At 67.0% G+C, this 23,492-nt stretch carries 21 protein-coding genes; all 21 read left to right on the top strand.

Features of this window, described 5'->3' with window-relative positions:
- The 21 genes from flgJ to QP552_RS10110 all read left to right on the top strand — a co-directional run bounded on the left by flgJ (position 1) and on the right by QP552_RS10110 (position 23,471).
- On the top strand, positions 1-1,200 hold the full coding sequence (gene flgJ / locus QP552_RS10210; RefSeq protein ID WP_111112581.1) for a flagellar assembly peptidoglycan hydrolase FlgJ: 1,200 nt from the start codon (positions 1-3) through the stop codon (positions 1,198-1,200).
- Positions 1,201-1,208: 8 nt separating this feature from the next.
- Positions 1,209-3,089 (top strand): flagellar hook-associated protein FlgK, encoded by a 1,881-nt coding sequence (flgK, locus tag QP552_RS10205; protein WP_111112579.1) that lies wholly within the window; start codon positions 1,209-1,211, stop codon positions 3,087-3,089.
- Complete coding sequence (gene flgL / locus QP552_RS10200; RefSeq protein ID WP_049432134.1) at positions 3,086-4,288, top strand: flagellar hook-associated protein FlgL; 1,203 nt, start codon at positions 3,086-3,088, stop codon at positions 4,286-4,288. The genes flgK and flgL overlap by 4 nt, the downstream gene beginning before the upstream one ends.
- Before the next feature lie 419 nt (positions 4,289-4,707).
- Positions 4,708-5,928, top strand: a complete 1,221-nt coding sequence (locus tag QP552_RS10195; RefSeq protein ID WP_111112578.1) for a flagellin — start codon at positions 4,708-4,710, stop codon at positions 5,926-5,928.
- Between the two features lie 72 nt (positions 5,929-6,000).
- Positions 6,001-7,176, top strand: a complete 1,176-nt coding sequence (locus QP552_RS10190; RefSeq protein ID WP_111112576.1) for a flagellin — start codon at positions 6,001-6,003, stop codon at positions 7,174-7,176.
- 85 nt (positions 7,177-7,261) lie between these two features.
- The gene (locus QP552_RS10185) at positions 7,262-8,482 is read left to right on the top strand and encodes a flagellin (RefSeq protein WP_111112574.1); all 1,221 of its coding nucleotides are present in this window, start codon (positions 7,262-7,264) and stop codon (positions 8,480-8,482) included.
- A gap of 440 nt (positions 8,483-8,922) precedes the next feature.
- Positions 8,923-10,341: a flagellar filament capping protein FliD gene (gene fliD / locus QP552_RS10180; protein WP_043033573.1), complete on the top strand. Its 1,419-nt coding sequence runs from the start codon at positions 8,923-8,925 to the stop codon at positions 10,339-10,341.
- Between the two features lie 128 nt (positions 10,342-10,469).
- Entirely contained in the window at positions 10,470-10,886 is a 417-nt protein-coding gene (fliS, locus tag QP552_RS10175; protein ID WP_049448908.1) for a flagellar export chaperone FliS, read from the top strand.
- Positions 10,883-11,176, top strand: coding sequence for a hypothetical protein (locus QP552_RS10170; RefSeq protein WP_049427432.1), 294 nt, complete (start codon positions 10,883-10,885; stop codon positions 11,174-11,176). The genes fliS and QP552_RS10170 overlap by 4 nt, the downstream gene beginning before the upstream one ends.
- Positions 11,173-11,751 carry a PilZ domain-containing protein gene (locus QP552_RS10165; RefSeq protein ID WP_106549941.1) on the top strand — a complete coding sequence of 193 codons (579 nt, stop codon included), beginning with the start codon at positions 11,173-11,175 and terminating at the stop codon, positions 11,749-11,751. The genes QP552_RS10170 and QP552_RS10165 overlap by 4 nt, the downstream gene beginning before the upstream one ends.
- 92 nt (positions 11,752-11,843) lie before the next feature.
- A complete protein-coding gene (locus QP552_RS10160; RefSeq protein WP_005413261.1) occupies positions 11,844-12,476 on the top strand; it encodes a response regulator transcription factor in 633 nt (210 codons plus the stop codon).
- A 453-nt stretch (positions 12,477-12,929) separates the two neighbouring features.
- Complete coding sequence (gene rpoN, locus QP552_RS10155; protein WP_286075807.1) at positions 12,930-14,339, top strand: RNA polymerase factor sigma-54; 1,410 nt, start codon at positions 12,930-12,932, stop codon at positions 14,337-14,339.
- Positions 14,340-14,353: 14 nt separating this feature from the next.
- Positions 14,354-14,731, top strand: coding sequence for a response regulator transcription factor (locus QP552_RS10150; RefSeq protein WP_005409556.1), 378 nt, complete (start codon positions 14,354-14,356; stop codon positions 14,729-14,731).
- Complete coding sequence (locus tag QP552_RS10145) at positions 14,728-16,233, top strand: sigma-54 dependent transcriptional regulator (protein ID WP_286075806.1); 1,506 nt, start codon at positions 14,728-14,730, stop codon at positions 16,231-16,233. The genes QP552_RS10150 and QP552_RS10145 overlap by 4 nt, the downstream gene beginning before the upstream one ends.
- 564 nt (positions 16,234-16,797) lie before the next feature.
- A complete protein-coding gene (gene fliE, locus QP552_RS10140) occupies positions 16,798-17,163 on the top strand; it encodes a flagellar hook-basal body complex protein FliE (protein WP_286075805.1) in 366 nt (121 codons plus the stop codon).
- Between the two features lie 13 nt (positions 17,164-17,176).
- Entirely contained in the window at positions 17,177-18,823 is a 1,647-nt protein-coding gene (gene fliF / locus QP552_RS10135; protein WP_286075804.1) for a flagellar basal-body MS-ring/collar protein FliF, read from the top strand.
- Between the two features lie 7 nt (positions 18,824-18,830).
- On the top strand, positions 18,831-19,817 hold the full coding sequence (fliG, locus tag QP552_RS10130) for a flagellar motor switch protein FliG (protein ID WP_024958226.1): 987 nt from the start codon (positions 18,831-18,833) through the stop codon (positions 19,815-19,817).
- Positions 19,814-20,455: a FliH/SctL family protein gene (locus tag QP552_RS10125; protein ID WP_111111806.1), complete on the top strand. Its 642-nt coding sequence runs from the start codon at positions 19,814-19,816 to the stop codon at positions 20,453-20,455. The genes fliG and QP552_RS10125 overlap by 4 nt, the downstream gene beginning before the upstream one ends.
- Entirely contained in the window at positions 20,452-21,837 is a 1,386-nt protein-coding gene (locus QP552_RS10120) for a FliI/YscN family ATPase (protein WP_106549935.1), read from the top strand. Before QP552_RS10125 ends, QP552_RS10120 begins: the two co-directional genes overlap by 4 nt.
- A gap of 3 nt (positions 21,838-21,840) precedes the next feature.
- A complete protein-coding gene (gene fliJ / locus QP552_RS10115; RefSeq protein WP_005413256.1) occupies positions 21,841-22,308 on the top strand; it encodes a flagellar export protein FliJ in 468 nt (155 codons plus the stop codon).
- The gene (locus QP552_RS10110) at positions 22,308-23,471 is read left to right on the top strand and encodes a flagellar hook-length control protein FliK (protein ID WP_286075803.1); all 1,164 of its coding nucleotides are present in this window, start codon (positions 22,308-22,310) and stop codon (positions 23,469-23,471) included. Before fliJ ends, QP552_RS10110 begins: the two co-directional genes overlap by 1 nt.
- The last annotated feature ends 21 nt before the right edge of the window (positions 23,472-23,492 follow it).

Genomic DNA, 23,492 nt, shown 5'->3' with positions numbered 1-23,492 from the left:
ATGCGCATCAATCCCGCATTCGATCTGCACCCGGCGCAACAGAACGATCCGGCCAAGATCGACAAGGTCGCGCGACAGCTGGAAGGCCAGTTCGCGCAGATGCTGGTCAAGAGCATGCGTGACGCCAGCTTCGGCGACTCGCTGTTCCCCGGCGAGAACAAGATGTTCCGCGACATGTACGACCAGAAGATCGCCGAGGCGATGACCCGCGGCAAGGGCCTGGGCCTGTCCGGCATGATCAGCCGGCAGCTGTCCGGCCAGGCCGCCGATGGCCCAGCGCTGGATACCCGCGTGGACCCGGCCAAAGCCAGTCGTGCCTATCAGCTCAATGCACCGGCCAAGCCCGCGCCGTCGCTGCCGCTGGAAGACGGCAGCCAGGCGGTGCGCCTGCTGCAGCAGATGGCGGCCGGCGCCCAGTCGGGCGCACACGCGGCGGTTGCGCCGATGGAACAGGCGCTGGACCTGATCGCCGGGCGCGAAAGCAGCAGCATGCACCGCTCGCTGGGCACCGAAGATCCGTACATCGGCAGCCTGCAGGGCGAGGACTGGGCCGCCAACAGCGATCAGTGGTCGGCCACCGCCAGCAACCGCGGCACGGCCATCAGCCCGGCCGATGCGATGGCTACCCGCACCGCCGTCGCCCAGCTGGGCGAGCACACCCCGGAAGGTTTCGTCGCCAGCATCTGGCAGCACGCGCAGCGTGCGGCCAAGGAGCTGGGCGTGGATGCCCGCGCCCTGGTCGCCCAGGCAGCGCTGGAGACCGGCTGGGGCAAGCGCCACATCAAGCATGCCGACGGCAGCACATCGCACAACCTGTTCGGCATCAAGGCCAATGGCTGGAACGGCCAGCGCACCGTGGCCGGCACCCACGAGTATGTCGATGGCGTGCGCCGCAACGAGACCGCCAGCTTCCGCGCCTACAGTTCGCCGGCCGAGAGCTTTGCCGACTACGTGCGCCTGCTGAAGACCAGCCCGCGCTACCAGCAGGCCCTGCAGGCCGGCACCGATGTGCAGGGCTTCGCCAGTGGCCTGCAGCGCGCCGGCTATGCCACCGACCCGCGCTACGCGGCCAAGATCGCCGCGATCGCCGGCGGACCGACCATCGAGCGTGCCGTCAACGCCGTGGCAGACGCCGGCTCGCGGCTTGGCCAGACCTTCGCCAGCACCGCAACCGCGGCGCTGGGTATCACCCGTCGTTGAGGAACCCCATGTCCAGCGTACTTTCCACCGGTACCGGTGCCCTGCTCGCCTTCCAGCGTGCGTTGGCGACCACCAGCCACAACGTGGCCAACCTCAATACCCCGGGCTACAGCCGGCAGAAGGTCAACTTCGCCACGGCTGATCCCCAGAACTACGGCTATGGCACGGTCGGCAACGGCACCCGCATCACCGACATCCGCCGTACCGCCGACCAGTTGGCGATCTCGCGCCTGCTCGACAGCAGCGGCGAGCTGGCGCGCCTGAAGCAGCTCTCCGGCATGGCCGACCGGGTCAATTCGTTGTTCTCCGACGCGGCAACCAACGTGTCGGGCGTCTGGTCGAAGTTCTTCGATTCGGTCAGTGGCCTGTCCTCCAATGCGGCCGGCACCGCCGACCGCCAGAACATGCTGGACGGTGGCAAGGCGCTGGCCAACCGCTTCGTGCAGCTCAACACGCACCTGAACAACCTCAACAGCGAGGTCAACAACGGCCTGCTGGCCGGCGCCACCGAGGTCAACCGGTTGGCGCAGGAGATCGCGCAGATCAACGGTGCGATCGGCACCAACGTCGCTAGCGCCGCACCGGACCTGCTCGATCGCCGCGACCAGCTGATCACCCAGCTGATCGGCTACACCGGTGGCACCGCAGTGATCCAGGACGGCGGCATCATGAATGTCTATACCGCCGGCGGGAACGCGCTGGTGGTGGGCACCACGGCAACCAAGGTCACCACCGTTGCCGACCCGTACCAGCCGGAGCGGCTGCAGCTGGCGCTGGAAACGCAGGGCAACACCATCCGGCTCGACCCGAAGGCGGTCGGTGGCCAGATCGGCGGCCTGCTGGAATTCCGCGATACCGTGCTGACGCCGGCCCAGGCCGAACTGGGCAAGCTGGCGGTAGGCCTGGCCGAGAGCTTCAACCAGGTGCATCACCAGGGCGTCGACCTGTATGGCCAGCTGGGGGGTGACTTCTTCAACATCGGCAACCCACGCGTCACCGCCAACAATGCCAATACCGGTACCGCAAGCCTCAGCGCCGCTTACGGCGATCTTGGCAAGCTGGACGCGCAGAACGTGGTGCTGCAGTTCGATGGCACCAACTGGAAGGCCAGCCGTGCCGACACCGGCGCCAACGTTCCGCTGACCGGCACCGGCACGGCCGCCGATCCACTGGTGATCAACGGCGTCAAGCTGGTGGTCGGCGGTACCCCGGCAGCCAACGACCGCTTCCTGCTGCAGCCGACCGCAGGCGTGGCTGGCAGCATGGAAGTGGCGATCACCGACCCCTCGCGCATCGCCGCCGCGGCGGCGGTAAAGGGCGCGGCGGCGACGTCCAACACCGGCACCGGCAAGCTGAGCGGTGTCACCGTCAGCGATTCGACCAACGCCAACCTGCGCAATCCGGCCGCGATCGTGTTCACCTCGGCCACCACCTACACCATCGATGGTGGCCCGCCGCAGACCTACACGCCCGGCCAGACCATCAGCGCCAATGGCTGGAGCTTCGTGCTGGACGGTGCGCCGAAGGTCGGCGACACCTTCAACATCACCCCGACCCCGGCGGGCTCTTCGGACAACAGCAACGCCTCCAGGCTGTCCAAGGTAGAGAGCGCCAAGGCGTTCAACAGCGGCACGGTCACCCTCAACGGCGCCCTGGGCGGCCTGACCACCCAGGTCGGTGCAGCCGCCCGCTCGGCCGAGTATTCGCTGGAAGCACAGCTGGTGATCAACGACAAGGCGCAGGAAGCGCGCGATGAAGTGTCCGGCGTCAACCTGGACGAGGAAGCGGCCGACATGCTGCGCCTGCAGCAGGCCTACCAGGCCGCGTCGCAGCTGATCTCCACCGCCGACAGCATGTTCCAGACCATCCTGGGAGCCGTCCGTCGATGAGCAGCCGTATCTCCACCAGCATGATGTTCAACCAGTCCGTGTCGCTGATGATGGCCAAGCAGGCCAAGCTCAGCCACCTGGAGCAGCAGATCGCCACTGGCAGCAAGATCGTCAGCGCCAAGGACGATCCGGTCGCCGCCGGTGCGGCCGTGGGGCTTGACCGCAGCCTGGCCGCACTGGACCGGATGAAACTCAATGCCGGCAACGTGCAGAATCGGCTGGGTGTGCAGGAAAACACCCTGGCCCAGGTCAACGACCTGATGGCGCGCGTCAACGACCTGACCATCCAGGCCAGCAATCCGGCACTGGGCGCCGCCGACAAGAAAACGCTGATCACCGAATTGAACCAGATCCGCGAGGGCCTGCTGTCGCTGGCCAACGCCGACGACGGCACTGGCCGCTACGTGTTCGGCGGCACCAACGATGGCGATCCGCCGTTCGCCAAGATCAATGGCAAGGTGGTCTACCGTGGCGACCAGACCCAGCGCCAGATTGAAGTCGGCCCCGACACCTATGTGCGGGATGCCCTGCCCGGCAGCGAAATCTTCATGCGCATTCCTACCGGCGACGGCTTCGTCGATGGCGGTGCCGCGGCCGGCAATACCGGCAACGGCGTGCTGACCAACATCACCCGCGATGGCAGCGACAGCTGGAACGGCCAGTCCTTCAGCATCCGCTTCACCGCCGCCGACCAGTACCAGGTACTGGACGGCGCTGGCAACGTGACCGGCACCGGCACGTTCAAGGCCGGTGACAACGTGGAAGTCAACGGTGTACGCCTGCAGATCACCGGCGCACCTGCTGCCGGTGACAGCTTCAACGTGAAGCCGGCAACCAGCCGCGACATCTTCGACACCATGGACAAGCTGATTGCCGCGCTTGATGCCGACACCGGCACCACCGCGAAGATGAGCGCGCAGCAGAACGAACTGCAGAGCGCCCTGCGCGATGTGGCCCGTGCGTCGGAACGGATGATCGATTCGCGCGCGGCCGGCGGTGCGCAGCTGAAGGCACTGGACAATGCCGCCGACATGCGCGAAGCCAACAGCGTGACCCTGAAGACCACGCTGTCGCAGATGCGCGACCTGGACTACGCCGATGCGCTGAGCCAGTACCAGCTGCAGAGCACCGCACTGCAGGCGGCACAGACGATCTTCTCGCAGATGCAGTCGATGTCGTTGTTCAACAAGATCCGCTGACGCTTCGCAAGCGTCACCCCCTGAAGGCCGCGATGCCCTGCATCGCGGCCTTTTTCGTTCCTGCGTGACCGTTCCGTCGCGCTCGCCGGGCGTGGCCAGGCGCTACCGGAAAGGTGCTCCTGCGCATTTTCCGTGATTGCCCATCAAGCCCGGCCCGGCCCCGCCGATACCTTCATCAGCGCTGGTTGGGCATGCCCAACCGCCCCTTCCGGGGTCGCCTTCACGCCCGACCAGGGCTGAAAAACCCCGGAAAAACAGCCTCCGGCACCGGATTTCAGCTTCAACGGAATTCACGGCTAAAGGTTGTTGACAAAGCGCCGTTATTCATTTGGCAACAGCGAAGCACACAGCCACACAAAAAAAGCAGGCGGCGCTTCGTTTCATTCACCAACGGGTTCCATATAAGAGGAGACGACCCCATGGCACAGGTAATCAACACCAATACGATGTCGCTCAACGCTCAGCGCAACCTGAGCACCAGCGGCAGCTCGCTCGCTACCACCATCCAGCGCCTCTCGTCCGGCCTGCGCATCAACAGCGCGAAGGACGACGCCGCCGGCCTGGCCATCAGCGAGCGCTTCACCACCCAGATCCGCGGTCTGGACGTGGCCATCCGCAACGCCAACGACGGTATCTCGCTGGCCCAGGTCGCCGAGGGTTCGCTGAGCGAAGTCGGCAACAACCTGCAGCGCATCCGTGAACTGGCCGTGCAGTCCTCCAACGCCACCAACTCGGCCAGCGACCGCAAGGCCCTGCAGGCTGAAGTGACCCAGCTGGTCTCGGAAGTCGACCGCGTGGCCAAGCAGGCCGATTTCAACGGCACCAAGCTGCTGGACGGCTCCTTCACCAGCCAGCTGTTCCAGGTTGGCGCCAATGCCGGCCAGGCGATCGCCATCAACAGCGTGGTCAACGCCAAGGCCGATTCGCTGGGCGCGGCGACCTTCGCCAACGGCTACACCGGCACCAGCCTGGCCGCGGCCGACAAGGCCACCGCCGACACCACCTACTCCGGCCTGCAGATCTCGGTGACCCCGCCGGGCGGCACCGCCACCACGGTGACCATCAACGACTTCACCGTGAAGGCGGGTGAATCGATCACCTCGGCCACCTCCGCCGCGATCAACAACAAGCTGGGCGAAACCGGCGTCATGGCCTCGGTCAATGCCGGTGTGATCAGCCTGGCCTCGGTCAAGGACGGCCAGACCTTCACCCTGGGCGTCAGTGCCGCGACCCCGCCGGCCGGCGTCACCGCCGCGTCCATCGCCGGCCTGGGCCTGACCCAGACCAGCACCGACGGCGGCCTGCTGACCGGCGCCACGGCCAACTTCGTCAAGGACCTGAACGTCACCACGGCCGAAGGCGCGCAGAAGGCGCTGTCGATCGTCGACAAGGCCCTCGAATCGGTCAACAGCGTGCGCGCCGACCTTGGCGCGATCCAGAACCGCTTCACCTCGGTGGTGGCCAACCTGCAGACCTCCTCGGAGAACCTGTCGGCCTCGCGCAGCCGCATCCGCGATACCGACTTCGCCAAGGAAACCGCCGAACTGACCCGCACCCAGATCCTGCAGCAGGCCGGTACGGCCATGCTGGCCCAGGCCAACCAGGTACCGCAGAACGTGCTCAGCCTGTTGCAGCGCTGACATGAGCCGCCCCCGGGGCACGTCGGGGGCGTCTAACCCAACTCACGTGCAACCGCTCAAGGACCTCTCCTCATGGCACAAGTCATCAACACCAATACGATGTCGTTGAATGCTCAGCGTAACCTGAGCACCAGCGGCAGCTCGCTGGCCACCACCATCCAGCGCCTGTCCTCCGGTTCGCGCATCAACAGCGCCAAGGACGACGCCGCCGGCCTGGCGATCTCCGAGCGCTTCGGCACGCAGATCCGCGGTACCGACGTCGCCATCCGCAACGCCAACGACGGCATCTCGCTGGCCCAGGTCGCCGAAGGTTCGCTGACCGAAATCGGCAACAACCTGCAGCGCGTCCGCGAGCTGTCGGTGCAGGCCTCCAACGCCACCAACTCGGCCAGCGACCGCAAGGCCCTGCAGGCCGAAGTGACCCAGCTGGTCTCGGAAATCGACCGCGTTGCCAAGCAGTCGGACTTCAACGGCACCAAGCTGCTGGACGGCACGTTCTCCAGCCAGCTGTTCCAGGTCGGCGCCAACGCCGGCCAGGCCATCGCCATCGACAAGACCATCGACGCCAAGGCCAATGCGCTGGGTGGTGCACAGTTCTCCAGCGGTACTGCAACCGCAATTGCCGGTGTCGCCGACACCGACACCGCCGTGGGCGCGTTCACCATCACCGACAGCAAGGGCACCGTCTTCAACTTCGGCGCCATGACGGTCAAGAGCGTCGGTGACGTTGCCGCCAACACCGCTGCAAACGGCAAGGCCGTCGCTGCCGCCATCAATGCAAAGATCGGCGAAACCGGCGTGCTGGCCGAAACCGATGCCGCCGGTGCGCTGACCCTGACCTCGGTCAAGGACAGCGTGAACAACGCGGGCGCTTTCACTGCCATCAGCAGCTCGCTTGCAGGCTTCGCCGCGGCAACCCCGGTCCCGGGCAAGCAGTTCGCCGACAAGATCGACGTGTCCACCGTGAAGGGCGCGCAGCAGGCGATGGAAGTGGTCGACAAGGCCCTGGGTGCGATCAACAGCACCCGCGCCGACCTCGGTGCGATCCAGAACCGCTTCACCTCGGTCGTGGCCAACCTGCAGACCTCGTCGGAAAACCTGTCGGCGTCGCGCAGCCGCATCAAGGACACCGACTTCGCCAAGGAAACCGCCGAACTGACCCGCACCCAGATCCTGCAGCAGGCCGGTACGGCCATGCTGGCCCAGGCCAACCAGGTGCCGCAGGGCGTGCTCAGCCTGCTGCGCTGATCCGCTCCCTGATCGACCGCCGGGCGGCAGCTGAACCGCCGCCCGGCTCCTGAAATACGTTCCACCTTCGCCAAAGGAAAGCACCATGGCACAAGTCATCAACACCAACACCATGTCCCTGAATGCTCAGCGCAACCTGAGCACCAGCGGCAGCTCGCTGGCCACCACCATCCAGCGCCTGTCCTCCGGTTCGCGCATCAACAGCGCCAAGGACGACGCCGCCGGCCTGGCGATCTCCGAGCGCTTCGGCACGCAGATCCGCGGCACCGACGTCGCCATCCGCAACGCCAACGACGGCATCTCGCTGGCCCAGGTCGCCGAAGGTTCGCTGACCGAAATCGGCAACAACCTGCAGCGCGTCCGCGAGCTGTCGGTGCAGGCTTCCAACGCCACCAACTCGGCCAGCGACCGCAAGGCGCTGCAGGCCGAAGTGACCCAGCTGGTCTCGGAAATCGATCGCGTCGCCAAGCAGTCGGACTTCAACGGCACCAAGCTGCTGGACGGCTCGTTCTCCAGCCAGCTGTTCCAGGTCGGTGCCAACGCTGGTCAGGCCATCGCCATCGACAAGACCATCGACGCCAAGGCCAATGCGCTGGGCGGTGCGATGTTCGACTCGGTCAGCTTCACCATCGCCGCTCCGGCAGACGCCACGACCGGCGTGAAGATGACCGGCATGAGCATCACCAATGGCGCAGGTTCGGCAATCAAGATCGCCGACATCGACGTGGCCGCCCAGGGCGGTGCCGATGGCACCAAGACCCAGGACGCTGCAACCAAGGCGATGGTCGCTGCGATCAATGCCAAGATCGGTGAGACCGGCGTCCTGGCCGAGGTCGACGCTGCCGGTGGCGGCAAGATCAACCTGAGCTCGGTCAAGGACAGTGTCGACAAGAATGGCGCCTTCCTCGGCATCGCCGTGGAAACTGGCACCTGGACCGGCATCGCCGCCGGCCCGACCGACATCACCGCCAGCACCACCGCAGTGGCCAAGAGCTTCGCCGACAAGATCGACGTGTCCACCGTGAAGGGTGCACAGCAGGCGATGGAAGTGGTCGACAAGGCCCTGGGTGCGATCAACAGCACCCGCGCCGACCTCGGTGCGATCCAGAACCGCTTCACCTCGGTCGTGGCCAACCTGCAGACCTCCTCGGAAAACCTGTCGGCGTCGCGCAGCCGCATCAAGGACACCGACTTCGCCAAGGAAACCGCAGAGCTGACCCGCACCCAGATCCTGCAGCAGGCCGGTACGGCCATGCTGGCCCAGGCCAACCAGGTGCCGCAGGGCGTGCTCAGCCTGCTGCGCTGATCCACGGCAAGAAGGCGCCGCTACCGTCGGATCGAACCGACGGTAGCGGCAACCCGGAAGCCACGGTGCACGAAGGCGCGGGCCATGCCCGGCCCGGGATCACTCCCGAACCGGCCTGGCATCGCCCGCTCCTGCGGACCTCTCTTTCAGCGCTGTACCTTTGACTGTACGTACCGGGCGGCTTCGTCTCCCCCCGATTGTCAGTAGCCTGATCCCTCCCCTGCCTTGGGGGAGGGTTTTTTGCAGACTCCCGGCAGCCTGCGGTGATCCCACCCGCACCCTGCCCCAACCCTCCTGCAAACCGCGTGCCAGATCCGCCGCCAGACAACTGGCACGGCGCATGCATCAACGAAGTCCTCAAGACCCAGCGGCGCAGGCCGCTATTTTCGTTGACGACGGGCCACCGCACGGCGGCCAGGCCCGGATACCAGGAGAATCACATGGCAAGCTTTGGATACGGTGGCATTGGCTCGGGGCTCAACATCTCGGACATCGTCAACCAGCTGGTCGCGGCCGACCGCAAGCCCGCCGACAACGCGCTGAACCTGCAGCAGTCCAAGGCCAAGATGCAGCTGTCGTCGATCGGCACTGTCACTTCGGCCTTCGACAAGCTGAAGACCGCACTGACCGCACTGAAGGCCACCACGGCCTTCGATACCCGCACGGTGACCGCCACCGGCAAGGCGCAGCCCGCCAACACCGACGACGTGCTGACGGCCTCGGTGGCGCTGTACGACCTGGGTACGACCAAGGCGGCCGCATCCAACGGCACCCACCAGGTTGAGGTGAAATCCCTTGCCACCGCACACAAGCTGATTGCCAATACCTCGGTAGGGAAGACCGACACCTTCGGCGCCGGAACCTTGACGCTGACCGTTGGCGTCGGCGACAAGGCAAAGACGATGAAGGTCGAGGTGGAAGCCGGCGATACGCTGACCACCGTGCGCAACAAGATCGACGCTGCAGGCCGCAAGGAAGGCGTGCAGGCGACCCTGATCGCTTCGGGGGACAACCAGTACCTGTCGATTGCCCAGGAAAAGACCGGCGCCGCCAATGCGATCAAGCTCGAGTACGGTGGCAGCGACCCGAAACTGACCGCACTGGTGGGCAGCCTCCAGGAAAACACCGCGGCAGCCGATGCCGAGCTGACCATCGATGGCGTCACGGTGGTCAGCGCCAGCAACACCGTGGCGGATGCCGTCCCGGGCCTGACCCTGAACCTCAAGGTCAAGGGCAAGAGCACCGTCGTGATCAGCACCGATACCACTGCAGCCACCAAGGTGATGCAGGAGTTCGTGACCGCCTACAACGCAGCAATCGCGGCGATCAACACCGAGACCAAGTACGACGCCAAGACCAAGGAAGCCGCCACCCTGACCGGCGACGCGCAGATGCGTGGTGCCTCCAGCCAGTTGCGCTCGGTGATGTCGGGCGTGCTGAAGGAGCTGTCCGCCGATGGCCTGGACCCGAAGACGCTGGGGCTGCAGACGCGCGGCTATCCCAACGCCGACGGCAGTCTGGTGCTGGATGCCACCAAGTTTGCCGCCGCGCTGGCCAGCCAGCCCGAGAAGATCCGCTCGGCAATCACCGGCGACACCGGCGGTGCCGGCACGCTCTACACCATGGTTGACGGCTATGTCAGCACCACGGTCGGCAAGGAAGGCGCCTTCGTCGCCCGCACCAAGGGCCTCAACACCACGCTGGACAACATCGACAAGCGCCGCAAGGACCTCGACACGCGCATGAAGAACGTGGAAGAGCGCTACAAGAAGCAGTTCATCGCGCTGGACAGCCTGATGGGCAAGCTGCAGCAGAGCAATACGTCGCTGCAGCAGCAGCTGGCACAGCTGAACCGCTAAAGGACGGCGTGCAACGCTCAAGTTTGGCGTGTAACGCACCGATAACGGACGCAACAGCAATCAACGCCGCACCGCCGGCAACGGTCCCCACGACCTGCCGGCGGCACCCAGCGCAAGGAGAATCACGAATGTACGGTTCCAGCCGTCAATATGCCGAGCAGTACCGCCAGGTGGGAGTGACCAGTGCGGTTGCCGACGCCGATCCGCACAAGCTGGTGGCGATGCTGCTGGCCGGCGCGCTGGAGCGCGTGCGGCGCGCACTGGCCAGCCTCGAGCGTGGCGACCAGGCCGGCAAGGGCAAGGCGATCGGTGAGGTCTGCGCGATCGTCGGCCACCTCAATGGCTCGCTGGATCATGAGGCCGGCGGTGAAATCGCCGGAAATCTGTCGGCACTCTACGACTACGTGCTGCAGCGCCTGACCGAGGCCAACCTGCACAACGACCGTGCCGCCCTCGATGAATCCCTGCAGCTGCTGGGCGAGATCGACAGCGCCTGGAATGCGATCCCGATGGAACAGCGCCGCCCGGCCGCGGTGGCGCCATGAGCCTGCACGAACTGCACGCCCAGCTGGACGCCTTCGAAAAGGCCCTGGGCGAAGATGCGCTCGACCAGGCCGACAGCCTGCTCGACGGCCACGACAGCACGCTGCATGCCCTGCTCAGCCAGCCGCTGACCTTGGACGACCACGCACCACTCAGTGCGCTGTTCGAGCGCCAGCAGAACCTGCTGGGCCTGCTGCGCCAGCGCCGCGATGCGGTGGCTGCACTGATGAATGACGGCCAGCGCTCTCTTCGCGCGGCGCATGCCTACCTGCAGGCAGAATCGCTGGCATGACCCAACTGCCGACAACGTCGCTGCACCATCCTGCCGAAAGCGAGCTGTTCGACGAAACGCTCAGCTGCGAGCTGGCGCTACCTGCCGAGTTCCAGGCAGGCAGTGGCGCCGGCCGTACCGGCAGCGCCGAAGGCCTGCTGCGCAGCCTGGCACTGGTTGAAGACAGCCGCGTTGACGAGCATGACGACCGCAATGAAGCCAGCCTGCAGTTGCAGCGGCTGGAGGCGAAGCTGGATCTGGCGATGGTGTTGCTTGGCCGCCTGGTCCGCCAGCAGGGCCAGGAACTGACCCTGCGCCCGGTGCGCTGGTCGCGTCGCGGGATACGCCTGCAGCTGGGCCCGCGCAGTGGCGCCAGCCCCGGCCAGGCGGGCCTGGTGCGCCTGCAGCCCAGCGATTGGCTGCCCGACCATATCGACCTGCCGGTGGAAGTGATTGCCGAAGCGGCCGATGGCGGCGGCGGCCACTATCTGTGGCTGCGCTTCCAGCGCCTTGGCGATGGCCTGGAAATGGCCATGGAGCGCCACCTGTTCCGCCTGCACCGACGCCAGGTGGCCGAGGCACGCCGGGCGCGCTGAAACCTGCCACCATCACGCTTGGCGGGCAAGCCTTGGCGCGCCCGTTCAGCTAAGTTAAGGTGGACTCCCCTACACGGACCTGCTGCGTGCCTGTGCGAGTTCTCATCGTCGACGATCACACCCTGGTCCGCGCCGGCCTGGCGCGGCTTCTGCAGGGGTTTGCCGACGTGCAGCTGGTGGCGGAGGCCAGCAACGCCGAACAGGCGCTGCAGCTGGCCCTGCAGCACGCACCGGACGTGGTGCTGATGGACCTGTCACTGCCGGGCCGTACAGGTCTGGAAGCGCTCAGCGATATCCGGCTGCGCGCGCCTGGTACCCGGGTTGTGATGATGACCATGCATGACGATGCCGCGCACGTGCGCGATGCGCTTGACCGCGGCGCGGTCGGGTTCGTGGTCAAGGATGCGGCGCCGCAGGAACTGGAACTGGCGCTTCGTGCGGCGCATGCCGGCCAGGTGTTCCTGAGCCCGCAGATCTCCGCCAAGATGCTGGCACCGATGCTCGGCCGCGAGAAACCCACCGGCATCGCCGCGCTGTCGCCACGCCAGCGCGAGATCCTGCGCCGCATCGGCAAGGGCGAAAGCAACAAGGAAATCGCCGCCGACCTCGGCATCAGCGTCAAGACGGTGGAAACCCACCGCGCACGCATGATGGAGTCACTGGGCTGCCGTCGCGCCAACGATCTCCTGCTGCTGGCCGCGCGCCACCAGCACGAGCTGGAGTGATCCGCGCCCGCGGCGGTCGGCGGGAAAATGCCCGGTAGAGTCGATTGCCGGTAGAGTCGCGATTGCCGGTAGAGTCGACTGTCAGTCGACTTGCGCGCGGAGCGCGGGACTTTCCCAGAGTGTGATCGGACAGCAGTCGACCAACAGAGCAGTCGACTAACAGTTGACTCTACTGCCAACCCGCGGCATCCCGCATCGGCGACGAAATCCCGTCATCCTGACGCTCCCTGACAGGAATACGTACACGACCGACGGCGGATACGGCGGATCCAGCACTACAAATCAATACCTTAGCCTCGCACATCGTCAATATCCCGCGTCCATGTAGGGGTTTTCCCTACATCCCGTAGGGATATCCACGAGACGCCTCAGGAACCCCCTGATTCCGCCCCCGCCGGATCAAAAGCAAGATGCGTTCCACAAGGCGCCGGGGAGCGGTGCCGGGGAACCACGATGAAGGCTGCACTCTCGACCCAGCTGGGCCAACAACTTCACCTCACCCCGCAGCTGCTGCAGTCGATCCGGCTGCTGCAGCTCGATGGCCTGCACCTGGAACAGGAAATCCAGCGCCTGCTGGACTCCAATCCCCTGCTGGAAATCGAAGAACCCGAAACACCGGCCACCGACGCCACCGAGGTTGCCGCCACGACGCTGGAAACCGCCGCGTTCGATGAGCTGCCGGAGTCCTCGATGTGGGACGTGGCCGGTACCAGCTGGCAGGACGGTGATGACGATCGCATGGCGCGCATCGCCGCCGGCGAATCGACCGACCCGCAGCTGCGCGTGCTGCAGCGCCTGTCGCTCGACATGGATGATCGCCAGCTGGCAGTGGCCGCATTCTGGCTGGACCACTGCGACGAGGCCGGCTACCTGCAGGCCCCGCTGGACCAGCTGCAGCTGCTGGCCAGCGCACAGTTCGACATCGCTGCGGACGGCGTCGAAGCCATCCGCCAGCAGCTGCTGCACGGTGAACCGGCCGGCATGGCCGCGCAGGACCTGCGCGAGGGCCTGCAGGCGCAGCTGCGCAGCCTGCACGGCGTGGTGCCTGCCCGCCACCTGGCCACGCGCATCCTGGACGGCGCGCTCGATGCGCTGGCCGCACATGATTACCCTGCCCTCGCCCGCCAGCACGACGCCGAAATCGACGACGTGCGCGAAGCGGTACGCCTGATCCTGTCGCTGCAGCCACGCCCGGGCGACAGCCTGCTGCCGGAACGCAATGCCGTTGTGGTTCCGGACGTGGTCGCCTGGCACGCCGATGGCCAGTGGAAGGTGGCATTGAACCCGACCACCAGCCGCCGCGTCTCCATCAACAGCCAGTACGAACAGGCGCTGGCAGAGACCAGCGAGGCCGCACCGGCACTGCGCGAAATGCTGCAGGAAGCGCGCTGGTTCAGCCGCGGCCTGTCGATGCGCTACGACACCCTGCTGCGCACCGCGCGGGTGATCGTCGAGCGCCAGGCAGCGTTCCTGGTGCGTGGCGAGGAAGCCATGGCGCCGTTGACTCTGAAGGAAGTGGCCGAAGAAATCGGCATGCACGAATCCACCGTTTCGCGCATCACCACCGGCAAGTTCCTGCAGACCCCGCGCGGCACCTTCGAACTGAAGCACTTCTTCGCCGTGCGCCTGGAAGGTGCCAGCGTCTCCGGCCAGGCCGTGAAGGCCATGGTGCGCCGCCTGATCGACGCCGAACCGGCCGGTCGCCCGCTGGCCGACGAGGCCATTGCCGGCCTGCTGTCGCGCCAGGGGGTGAACATTGCCCGTCGAACCGTCGCAAAATACCGAGAACAACTGGACATCGCCCCGGCCCGTGAACGGCGCCGGCTCGGCGCCAGGCAACCGCTGTTGGCCCGGGTGGGCTGAAAAGGATGTTGGACATGAACAAGCTCACGGTCCTGCTGGTCGATGACCACGAGGGCTTCATCAATGCGGCGATGCGCCACTTCCGCAAGATCGACTGGCTGCAGATCGTCGGCAGCGCCGGCAACGGCCTGGAAGCGATCGAGCGTTCGGAAACGCTGCGCCCGCAGGTCGTATTGATGGATCTGGCAATGCCGGAGATGGGTGGCCTGCAGGCCACCCGCCTGATCAAGTCGCAGGACGATGCACCGTACATCGTGATCGCCAGCCACTTCGACGACGCCGAGCATCGCGAGCACGCGCTGCGTGCCGGCGCCGACAATTTCGTCAGCAAGCTGTCCTACATCCAGGAAGTCATGCCGATCCTGGAAGGCCTCAGGGAGGAACAGTCGTGAGCGAATCGCGCATCCTGGTGCTGGACAACGACGCCGTGCGTGCAGAGCGCACCGTTGCCCTGCTGGAATTCATGGACTTCAACCCGCGCTGGGTCTCCGACGCGGCCGACTTCGATCTGGGCCGGCAGCGCCAGAACGATTGGATGGCGGTGATCGTCGGCAGCCTGGACGACAACGCGGCCAGCACTGCACTCTACAACTGGCTGGGCGGCAGCAGCCTGCCACCGCCGGTGCTGCTGGCCGATGGTGATGCCTCTGCATTCGCACAGCAGCACGGCCTGCACGAAGCCAATATCTGGCCGCTTGAAACACCGCTGCGCCACGCGCAGATGGAAGCCCTTCTGCGCCGCGCCAGCCTCAAGCGCCTGGACGCCGAGCACCAGGCCGGTGCCGCGCAGGACCAGGGACCGACCGGTAACGGCCCGGCGGTGACCGCACTGCGCACCATGATCGAGCAGGTGGCCGCGTTCGATACCACCGTGCTGGTGCTGGGTGAATCCGGTACCGGCAAGGAAGTGGTGTCGCGCGCGATCCATCAGCGCTCGCCGCGTCGTGACGGCCCGTTCGTTGCGATCAACTGCGGCGCCATTCCGGCGGACCTGCTGGAAAGCGAGCTGTTCGGGCATGAAAAAGGTGCCTTCACCGGCGCACTGACCGCCCGCAAGGGTCGTTTCGAAATGGCCGAAGGCGGCACCCTGCTGCTCGATGAAATCGGCGACATGAGCCTGCCGATGCAGGTGAAGCTGCTGCGCGTGCTGCAGGAGCGCAGTTTCGAGCGCGTGGGTGGCAACCAGACCATCCGCTGCAACGTGCGCGTGGTGGCGGCGACCCATCGCGACCTTGAAACACGTATTGCCGAGGGCAAGTTCCGCGAGGATCTGTTCTACCGACTGAACGTGTTCCCGATTGAAGTACCCGCGCTGCGCGAGCGTCGCGAGGACCTGCCGGCACTGGTGGAAACCATCGCCGCGCAGCTGGCCCGCACCGGCCGTGGCGAAGTGCGCTTCACCCCGGAAGCCTTGCAGGCACTGGCCGGCTACGAATGGCCGGGCAACGTGCGCGAGCTGACCAATCTGGTCGAACGACTGGCCGTGCTGCATCCGGGTGGCTCGGTGCGCGTACAGGACCTGCCGGCCCGCTATCGTGGCGATGCGGCACTGGCCGCCGTCGCTACACCGGCGCCGGCACCGCCCGCCGCCAGCGAAGAGCGACTGGACCTGCGCAGCTTCTCGTTCCACACACCCGGCAGCGGCAACCAGCCGGCGCTGGAGCACGGCATCGCCGTCAATCGCCCGGCGGCACCGGCCGCACTTCCCGACGAAGGCATGGACCTGCGCAACCACATGGCCAGCATCGAACTGGGCCTGATCAACGAAGCACTGGAACGCACCCAGGGCGTGGTCGCCCACGCCGCCCAGCTGCTTGGCCTGCGCCGCACCACCCTGGTGGAAAAGCTGCGCAAGTACGGCATCGAGCGCGAGCAGGCCGAGCTGGCCGGCTGAACTGCGTCACCAGCATGAAGGGGGCACGAACGCCTGGGCTTGCCCAGGCGTTCGTGTTTCCAGAACCCGGGGCAGATCCCCGCGCGTCTACAGCGCCAGAACGCCGGCCGTTGGCCCCTGCAATCCCAGGCCAAAAAACCGACGCCGGTGAAATGACGCGTCACAGCCCAGAAACGCGCCATCCATCCATGCCGTGGCTCAAGCGTGTCGACCAAGGTCGACACCCACCAGGAGCAGCATGCCGACCAACGGTCGGCACCCACCAACAGCAGCGTGAAACTGTCGAAGGCGGGGTGGGTCCGGTTGCGGGGGTGTCCGCGGCATGGATGCCGCGGCCAAGCCCCCAAGGACGGGTTTACGGCGTCCCCCGCAACCGGACCCACCCCGCCATCCCACGGACAGCCCGCCCTTGACGTTGACGTTGCTGTTGCTTTGGCGGGTGCAGGGCGCAGCCCTGCCAGCAAACCCCCAACCCTCATCTCACTGAATCGAAAAGCGGTTTCGGCACGGCACTTGCACTGGCTCCAGCAGACAACCCCATCCCTGTTTCTGGAACCGTTGCAGATGTCCCACTCCGTCACTTCGATCCTTTCGCAGATCCGCTCCTATCAGACCCAGATGGGACAGCCGGCGCTCAACCCGCTGGGCGAAACGCCGCGCAGCAACGCCCTGCCGGGCACGGTGCTGGACGCACCGCGGGTCCAGCCGGCCAGCTTCACCGAAACCCTGCGTGGTGCGATTGCCGGCGTCAACGATGCGCAACAGAAATCCGGCGCGCTGGCCAAGGCCTTCGAAATGGGCGATCCCAGCGCCGACCTGGCCAAGGTGATGGTCGCCTCGCAGCAGTCCCAGATCGCCTTCCGCGCCACCGTGGAAGTCCGCAACCGTCTCGTCCAGGCTTACCAGGACGTGATGAACATGCCGCTGTAAGGAACATTGACGCATGGCACTGACGCTCTCCAAGGACAGCCTGAACTCCGAGAAGGCCGGGCAATGGTTCGACCGCCTGCAGAGTCTGCAGATCACCCGTCGGCTGGGGCTGATGGCGATGATCGCGGTGGCGGTGGCGGCAGGCCTGTCCGTGTTCTTCTGGTCACAGAAGCCGGGCATGGTCCCGCTGTATACCGGCCTGGACCAGAAGGCGACTGCTGAAGCGACCGACCTGCTGCGCGCCGCGCAGATTCCGTTCGCACTCGACCCGGCCACCGGCGGCATCACCGTGCCGGAAAAGAACCTGCACGACGCCCGCCTGAAGCTGGCCGGCTCCGGCCTGACCGACAGCGGCAAGCTCGGCTTCGAGCTGATGGAACGCGACCCGGGCTTCGGCGTCAGCCAATTCGTCGAAAGCGCGCGCTACCAGCACGCGCTGGAAACCGAGCTGTCGCGCACCATCAACACGCTGCGCCCGGTGCGTGATTCGCGCGTGCACCTGGCCATTCCCAAGCCCAGCGCCTTCACCCGCCAGCGCGATGTCGCCAGCGCTTCGGTGACCCTGGAACTGCGCGGCGGCCAGCAGCTGGAACGCAGCCAGGTGGACGCCATCGTGCACATGGTCGCGGCCAGCATCCCGGATCTCGCCCCGGAACGGGTGACCGTGGTCGACCAGAGCGGGCGCATGCTCAGCATCACCGACCCCAACAGCGAGGCGGCGGTCAACGCTGCACAGTTCGAACAGGTGCGTCGCCAGGAAACCTCGTTCAACCAGCGCATCCGCGAGCTGCTGGAACCGATGACCGGCCCCGGCCGCGTCAACCCGGAAGTGAGCGTGGACATGGATTTCTCGGTGACCGAGGAAGCCCGCGAGCTCTATAACGGCGAGCCGCAGAAGCTGCGCAGCGAGCAGATGAGCGAGAACACCACCAGTACCCCGGGTCCGCAGGGTGTGCCGGGTGCGACCAGCAACAGCCCGCCGGGCCAGCAGGCCGCACCGGCCACCGCACAGGCCCCGACCGAAAGCAGCAAGAACGCCACCCGCAACTACGAGCTGGACCGCACTCTGCAGCACACCCGCCAGCCGGCCGGCCGCATCAAGCGTGTCTCGGTGGCGGTGCTGGTCGACAACGTGCCGCGTGCTGGCGCCAATGGCAAGGTTGCGCCGCAGCCGCTGTCGGCCGCCGAACTGACCCGCGTCGAGGCGCTGGTGAAGCAGGCTGTCGGCTTCAACGCCGAGCGTGGCGACACCGTGTCGGTGATGAATGCCCCGTTCGTGCGGGATACCACGCCGGTCGAAGGCCCGGCCTGGTGGGAACTGCCGTGGGTGCACGATGCCGGCCGCATGCTGCTCGGCGCAGTGGTGGTGCTGGCGCTGCTGTTCGGCGTGCTGCGCCCGGCGCTGCGTGCGATCACCGGCCAGAACAAGAAGAACGACGAGCACGCACTGGAACCGCATACCGCGGACGTGCAGCTGGTCGATGACGATGGCACCCCGCTGCCGGTGCTGGGCGCCGACCGGGCAAGCCTGGGCGGGCCGGATGCACTGGCCCTGCCGGTGGATTCATATGAGGAACGACTGCGGATGGCGCGTGAAGCCGTGAAGACCGACTCCAAGCGCGTGGCCCAGGTGGTCAAGGGCTGGGTGGCCAATGACTGAGGCAGCACTGACTGGCGTACAGCGCGCCGCCGTACTGCTGCTTTCGCTGGGTGAACTGGACGCGGCCGAAGTGCTGCGCCACATGGAACCCAAGGAGGTGCAGAAGATCGGCATCGCCATGGCCACCATGACCGACATCACCCGCGAGCAGGTGGAACGGGTGATGGACCAGTTCGGCCAGGAGCTGGGCTCGAAGACCTCGCTGGGCGTGGGCTCGGACGACTACATCCGCAACATGCTGGTGCAGGCGCTGGGCAGCGAGAAGGCCGGCAACCTGATCGACCGCATCCTGCTCGGCCGCAACACCACCGGCCTGGACGCGCTGAAGTGGATGGACCCGCGCGCGGTGGCCGACCTGGTGCGCAACGAGCACCCGCAGATCATCGCCATCGTGATGGCGCACCTGGAAACCGACCAGGCCGCCGACGCGCTGAAGCTGTTGCCCGACCGCACCCGCGTCGACGTACTGCTGCGCATCGCCACCCTCGACGGCATTCCGCCGAACGCGCTGAATGAACTCAACGAGATCATGGAGCGCCAGTTCGCCGGCAACCAGAACCTGAAGTCGTCCAACATCGGCGGCGTGCAGTGCGCGGCCAACATCCTTAACTTCATGGACAGCGGCCAGGACCAGGCCATCCTGGGCGAGATCGCACGCATCGATGCGCCGCTGAGCAACCGCATCCAGGACCTGATGTTCGTGTTCGACGATCTGGTCGATCTGGACGATCGCGAAATGCAGCTGGTACTGCGCGAAGTGAGCGGCGAGCGCCTGGGCCTGGCCCTGCGCGGTGCCGACATCAAGGTGCGCGACAAGATCACCCGCAACATGTCGCAGCGCGCGGCCGAGATCCTGCTGGAAGACATGGAAGCCCGCGGCCCGGTGCGCCTGTCCGACGTGGAAGGCGCGCAGCGCGAGATCCTGGCCATCGTCAAGCGCATGGCCGATGAAGGCACCGTCACCATCGGTGGCAGCGCGGAGGCCATGCTGTGAGCAACGTCGTGCGCTGGCTTGCCCCGGACCTGCTGGCCCCGCCCGAACCGGCGCTGGCGCAGGAGGATGTGTTCGAACTTACCGAGGCGGACCCGGAACACGAACCCGAGCCGCCGCTTCAGCTGCCGACCCTGGAGGAGATCCAGGCGATCCAGGACAGCGCGGAGAAGGAAGGCTTCCAGCACGGCCACGCCGACGGTTATGGCCAGGGCCAGGCCGAGGTGCGTCGCCTCGCCGCGCAGATCGAGGGCATCCTCGACAACTTCAGCCGGCCGCTGGTGCGGCTGGAGAATGAAGTGGTCGGTGCGCTCGGCGAGTTGGCCGTGCGCATTGCCGGTGCGCTGGTCGGGCGTGCCTACGAGGCCGACCCTGCGCTGTTGGCGCAGCTGGTCGGCGAGGCCATCGACGCGGTCGGTGGCAGCACCCGCGAAGTCGAGGTGCGCCTGCACCCCGACGACATCGCTGCCCTCGCCCCCTTGCTGAACCTGTCGCCGCAGCAACGACTGGTGCCTGACACCAGCCTCAGCCGCGGCGACCTGCGTGTGCACGCTGAAGCCGTGCGCATCGACGGCACCCTGGAAGCCCGCCTGCGTGGCGCGCTGGATGCGGTGATCCGCCAGACCGGAGCAGGCGCATGACGCTCGAATCGCAGCCGACACCACCGCCCGCCGACTGGGCCATGGCCCGCAACCTGCGCCTGGCCCGTCGCCTCGACGGCCTGCGCGTGGATACCGCGCATGGTCGCGGCCTGATCCGCGAGGGCGTGCTGCGCCGCGCGGTCGGGCTGACCCTGGAAGCGGTTGGCTGCGAGGCGCCGCTGGGCGCCAGCTGCAAAGTGGAAGTGGTCGACGGCGGCTGGGTCGATGCCGAAGTGGTCGGCTTCGCCGGCGAGCGCACCTACCTGATGCCCAGTGCCGAGCTGCACGGCCTGCTGCCCAACGCCCGCGTGGTGCCTTCGGCACGCCGTGGTGGCGTGGAAGTGGGCGAAGGCCTGCTCGGCCGGGTCATCGACAGCGATGGCGTTCCCCTGGACGGCAAGGGGCCGATCCGCGCCGAGGGCCACGTCGGCATGGCCGGTGTCTCGATCAATCCGCTGGCACGTGAACCGATCACCCAGCCGCTGGACGTGGGCGTGCGCGCGATCAACGCGCTGCTGCCGATCGGCCGCGGCCAGCGTGTCGGCCTGTTCGCCGGTTCCGGCGTCGGCAAGTCCACGCTGCTCGGCATGATGACCCGCTACACCGCCGCCGACGTGATCGTGGTCGGCCTGATCGGTGAACGTGGCCGCGAAGTACGTGATTTCGTCGAAACCACGCTGGGCGAGGAAGGCCTGCGCCGCGCTGTGGTGGTGGCCAGCCCGGCCGACCGGCCGCCACTGGCGCGCCTGCACGGCGCCTACCGTGCCACCGCCATCGCCGAATGGTTCCGCGACCAGGGACTGAACGTGCTGCTGCTGATGGATTCGCTGACCCGCTTTGCCCAGGCACAGCGTGAGATCGGCCTGTCGGTCGGCGAGCCGCCGACCACCCGCGGCTACCCGCCGTCGGTGTTCGCCAAGCTGCCGGCGCTGGTCGAACGCGCCGGCAACGGCGCCAAGGGGCGTGGCTCTATCACGGCGTTCTACACCGTGCTGACCGAGGGCGACGATCCGCAGGACCCGATCGCCGATGCGGCACGCGCGATCCTCGATGGTCACATCCTTCTCTCGCGGCGCGTGGCCGACAGCGGCCTGTACCCGGCCATCGACGTTGAATCGTCAGTCAGCCGCGTGGTCACGGAAATCGCCGACGAGCCGTGGCGCCTGCGCATCCGCAAGCTGAAGCGGCTGGTCTCGGCCTACTCGGCCAACCGCGACCTGATCGCCATCGGTGCCTACCAGCGTGGCAACGACGCGGCCACCGACGAAGCCCTGGAACGTTGGCCGGAAATCATGGAGTTCCTCGGCCAGGACGTTGCCAGGGCCGCAGATCTCCCGCACAGCCAGGCGGCACTGCAGCGCCTGGTGGAACAAGAGAGTTAAGCCATGAACCAGTCCAAGCGCATCGACCCCCTGCTCAAGCGGGCCCAGGAACACGAGGACGCGGTCGCCCGAGACCTCGCCGAGCGCCAGCGCGTGCTCGACACTCATCTATCGCGACTGGACGAACTGCGACGTTATGCCGAGGAGTATGCAAACGCGCAGATGGCAGCGACCAGCCCGGCGCAGCTGTTGAACCGGCGCGCTTTCCTGGACCGCCTGGACAGTGCCGTCGAGCAGCAGCAGGCCACGGTCAACGGCAACCGCGAGAAAGTGGAGGCCGAACGTGCCCGCCTGATCCTGGCCAGCCGTGACAAGGCCGTGCTGGAACAGCTTGCCGCCAGCTACCGTGCGCAGGAGAAAGTGGTGACCGACCGCCGCGACCAGCGCGAGATGGACGACATCGGTGCGCGCCGCGCGCGCCTGGTGCAGGCCGAAGACCAGGACGGCACCGAGCAGGGAGGCCGCTCGTGATGCCCTCCCCACTCGCCAGCAGCGCCAGCGCGCAGACCCAGAATGCCGGCGGCGGTACAACGCGTGCGCCGCGCAGTGAGGGCAACAAGGAATTCAGCCAGCTGCTGCAGGGCGGCACGCCTGCCTCGCCGGCACCGGCCACGCCAGCGTCGCCAGGCACGTCCACATCGAGCCCGCCATCGACCGCCGACGGCAATGGCCAGGCGCCGGAAGAGCACAGCGCGGATGCAGACGCTCCCCCTGGCGAAGCCCCCGCCCTGCCGCCGCTGCCGTCGATGGCCGGTGCACCCGGTACCGACAAGGACAAGCCCAACGCAGCAGAGGACGCGCCTTGGCCCCCGCTGGGCCTGGCGGGCCTGGTGTTGGCCATGCCCACGCCCACCGACCCGGCGGCGGCTCTGCCCGCGGCCGCGGCTGCGGGTGCGCCGGCGCTCGCCAGTGACGGCACGGCGCTGCCCGCCACGACCGGAGCAGCACTGCCCGCCACCGCCCCGGCTACCGTCGCCACACCAGCGGCTGACAACAAACCGTCGGCCGCCAGCACCGACGACGCCACGACCTTGCCACTGCCGGAGATGATCCTGCCCGGCGGCAAGCGCGGCGACCGCGGCGAGGGCAGCGACCCGGCCACGATCGGCGACCGTGTCTCTGCCCCGCTCCTGCACGCCCCTGCTCCGGCAGCACTGCAGGACCTCAAGGCCGCGCTCACCGCCGGCAATGCAGTCTTCAACGGCGAACCGACGCCGAAGCCGGTGCTCGGCGACGACGGCTTCGACCAGGCCATCGGCGCGCGCCTGGGCTGGCTGGCCGACCAGAAGATCGGCCATGCCCATATCCGCCTCAGCCCGGACGACATGGGCCCGGTGGATGTTCGCCTGCAGTTGAACGGCGACAAGGTACATGCCAGCTTCAGCAGCCCGCATGTGGACGTGCGGCAGGCACTGGAAAGCAGCCTGCCGCGCCTGCGCGAACTGCTGGGCGAACAGGGCTTCCAGCTGGCACACGCTGATGTCGGCCACCAGGCCCCCGGCGGTGACGGCAATGCGTCGGGGCAATCCGGCGCCGGCGGCATGGCCGGTGACGGAGAACCGTCGCCGGGCGACACCAGCGTGTCGTCCGCGCAGTTGATCCGCCAGCGCGGGTTGTTGGACGCGTACGCCTGACAGGTGTGCCAACCAAGGTTG

It is taken from the genome of Stenotrophomonas sp. 59 (assembly GCF_030291095.1).
Classification (GTDB): Bacteria; Pseudomonadota; Gammaproteobacteria; order Xanthomonadales; family Xanthomonadaceae; genus Stenotrophomonas; species Stenotrophomonas maltophilia_Q.
This window is presented reverse-complemented; position numbering and strand designations above follow the sequence as displayed.

What these genes read in the sequence shown, in the direction of transcription:
- rpoN (WP_286075807.1), top strand. Translation starts at nt 12,930, where the DNA reads ATGAAGGCTGCACTCTCGACCCAGCTGGGCCAACAACTTCACCTCACC.
- fliE (WP_286075805.1), top strand. Translation starts at nt 16,798, where the DNA reads ATGTCCCACTCCGTCACTTCGATCCTTTCGCAGATCCGCTCCTATCAG.
- QP552_RS10150 (WP_005409556.1), top strand. Translation starts at nt 14,354, where the DNA reads ATGAACAAGCTCACGGTCCTGCTGGTCGATGACCACGAGGGCTTCATC.
- fliF (WP_286075804.1), top strand. Translation starts at nt 17,177, where the DNA reads ATGGCACTGACGCTCTCCAAGGACAGCCTGAACTCCGAGAAGGCCGGG.
- flgK (WP_111112579.1), top strand. Translation starts at nt 1,209, where the DNA reads ATGTCCAGCGTACTTTCCACCGGTACCGGTGCCCTGCTCGCCTTCCAG.
- fliS (WP_049448908.1), top strand. Translation starts at nt 10,470, where the DNA reads ATGTACGGTTCCAGCCGTCAATATGCCGAGCAGTACCGCCAGGTGGGA.
- QP552_RS10195 (WP_111112578.1), top strand. Translation starts at nt 4,708, where the DNA reads ATGGCACAGGTAATCAACACCAATACGATGTCGCTCAACGCTCAGCGC.
- QP552_RS10185 (WP_111112574.1), top strand. Translation starts at nt 7,262, where the DNA reads ATGGCACAAGTCATCAACACCAACACCATGTCCCTGAATGCTCAGCGC.
- QP552_RS10110 (WP_286075803.1), top strand. Translation starts at nt 22,308, where the DNA reads ATGCCCTCCCCACTCGCCAGCAGCGCCAGCGCGCAGACCCAGAATGCC.
- QP552_RS10170 (WP_049427432.1), top strand. Translation starts at nt 10,883, where the DNA reads ATGAGCCTGCACGAACTGCACGCCCAGCTGGACGCCTTCGAAAAGGCC.
- flgJ (WP_111112581.1), top strand. Translation starts at nt 1, where the DNA reads ATGCGCATCAATCCCGCATTCGATCTGCACCCGGCGCAACAGAACGAT.
- QP552_RS10120 (WP_106549935.1), top strand. Translation starts at nt 20,452, where the DNA reads ATGACGCTCGAATCGCAGCCGACACCACCGCCCGCCGACTGGGCCATG.
- QP552_RS10165 (WP_106549941.1), top strand. Translation starts at nt 11,173, where the DNA reads ATGACCCAACTGCCGACAACGTCGCTGCACCATCCTGCCGAAAGCGAG.
- fliD (WP_043033573.1), top strand. Translation starts at nt 8,923, where the DNA reads ATGGCAAGCTTTGGATACGGTGGCATTGGCTCGGGGCTCAACATCTCG.
- QP552_RS10190 (WP_111112576.1), top strand. Translation starts at nt 6,001, where the DNA reads ATGGCACAAGTCATCAACACCAATACGATGTCGTTGAATGCTCAGCGT.
- fliJ (WP_005413256.1), top strand. Translation starts at nt 21,841, where the DNA reads ATGAACCAGTCCAAGCGCATCGACCCCCTGCTCAAGCGGGCCCAGGAA.
- flgL (WP_049432134.1), top strand. Translation starts at nt 3,086, where the DNA reads ATGAGCAGCCGTATCTCCACCAGCATGATGTTCAACCAGTCCGTGTCG.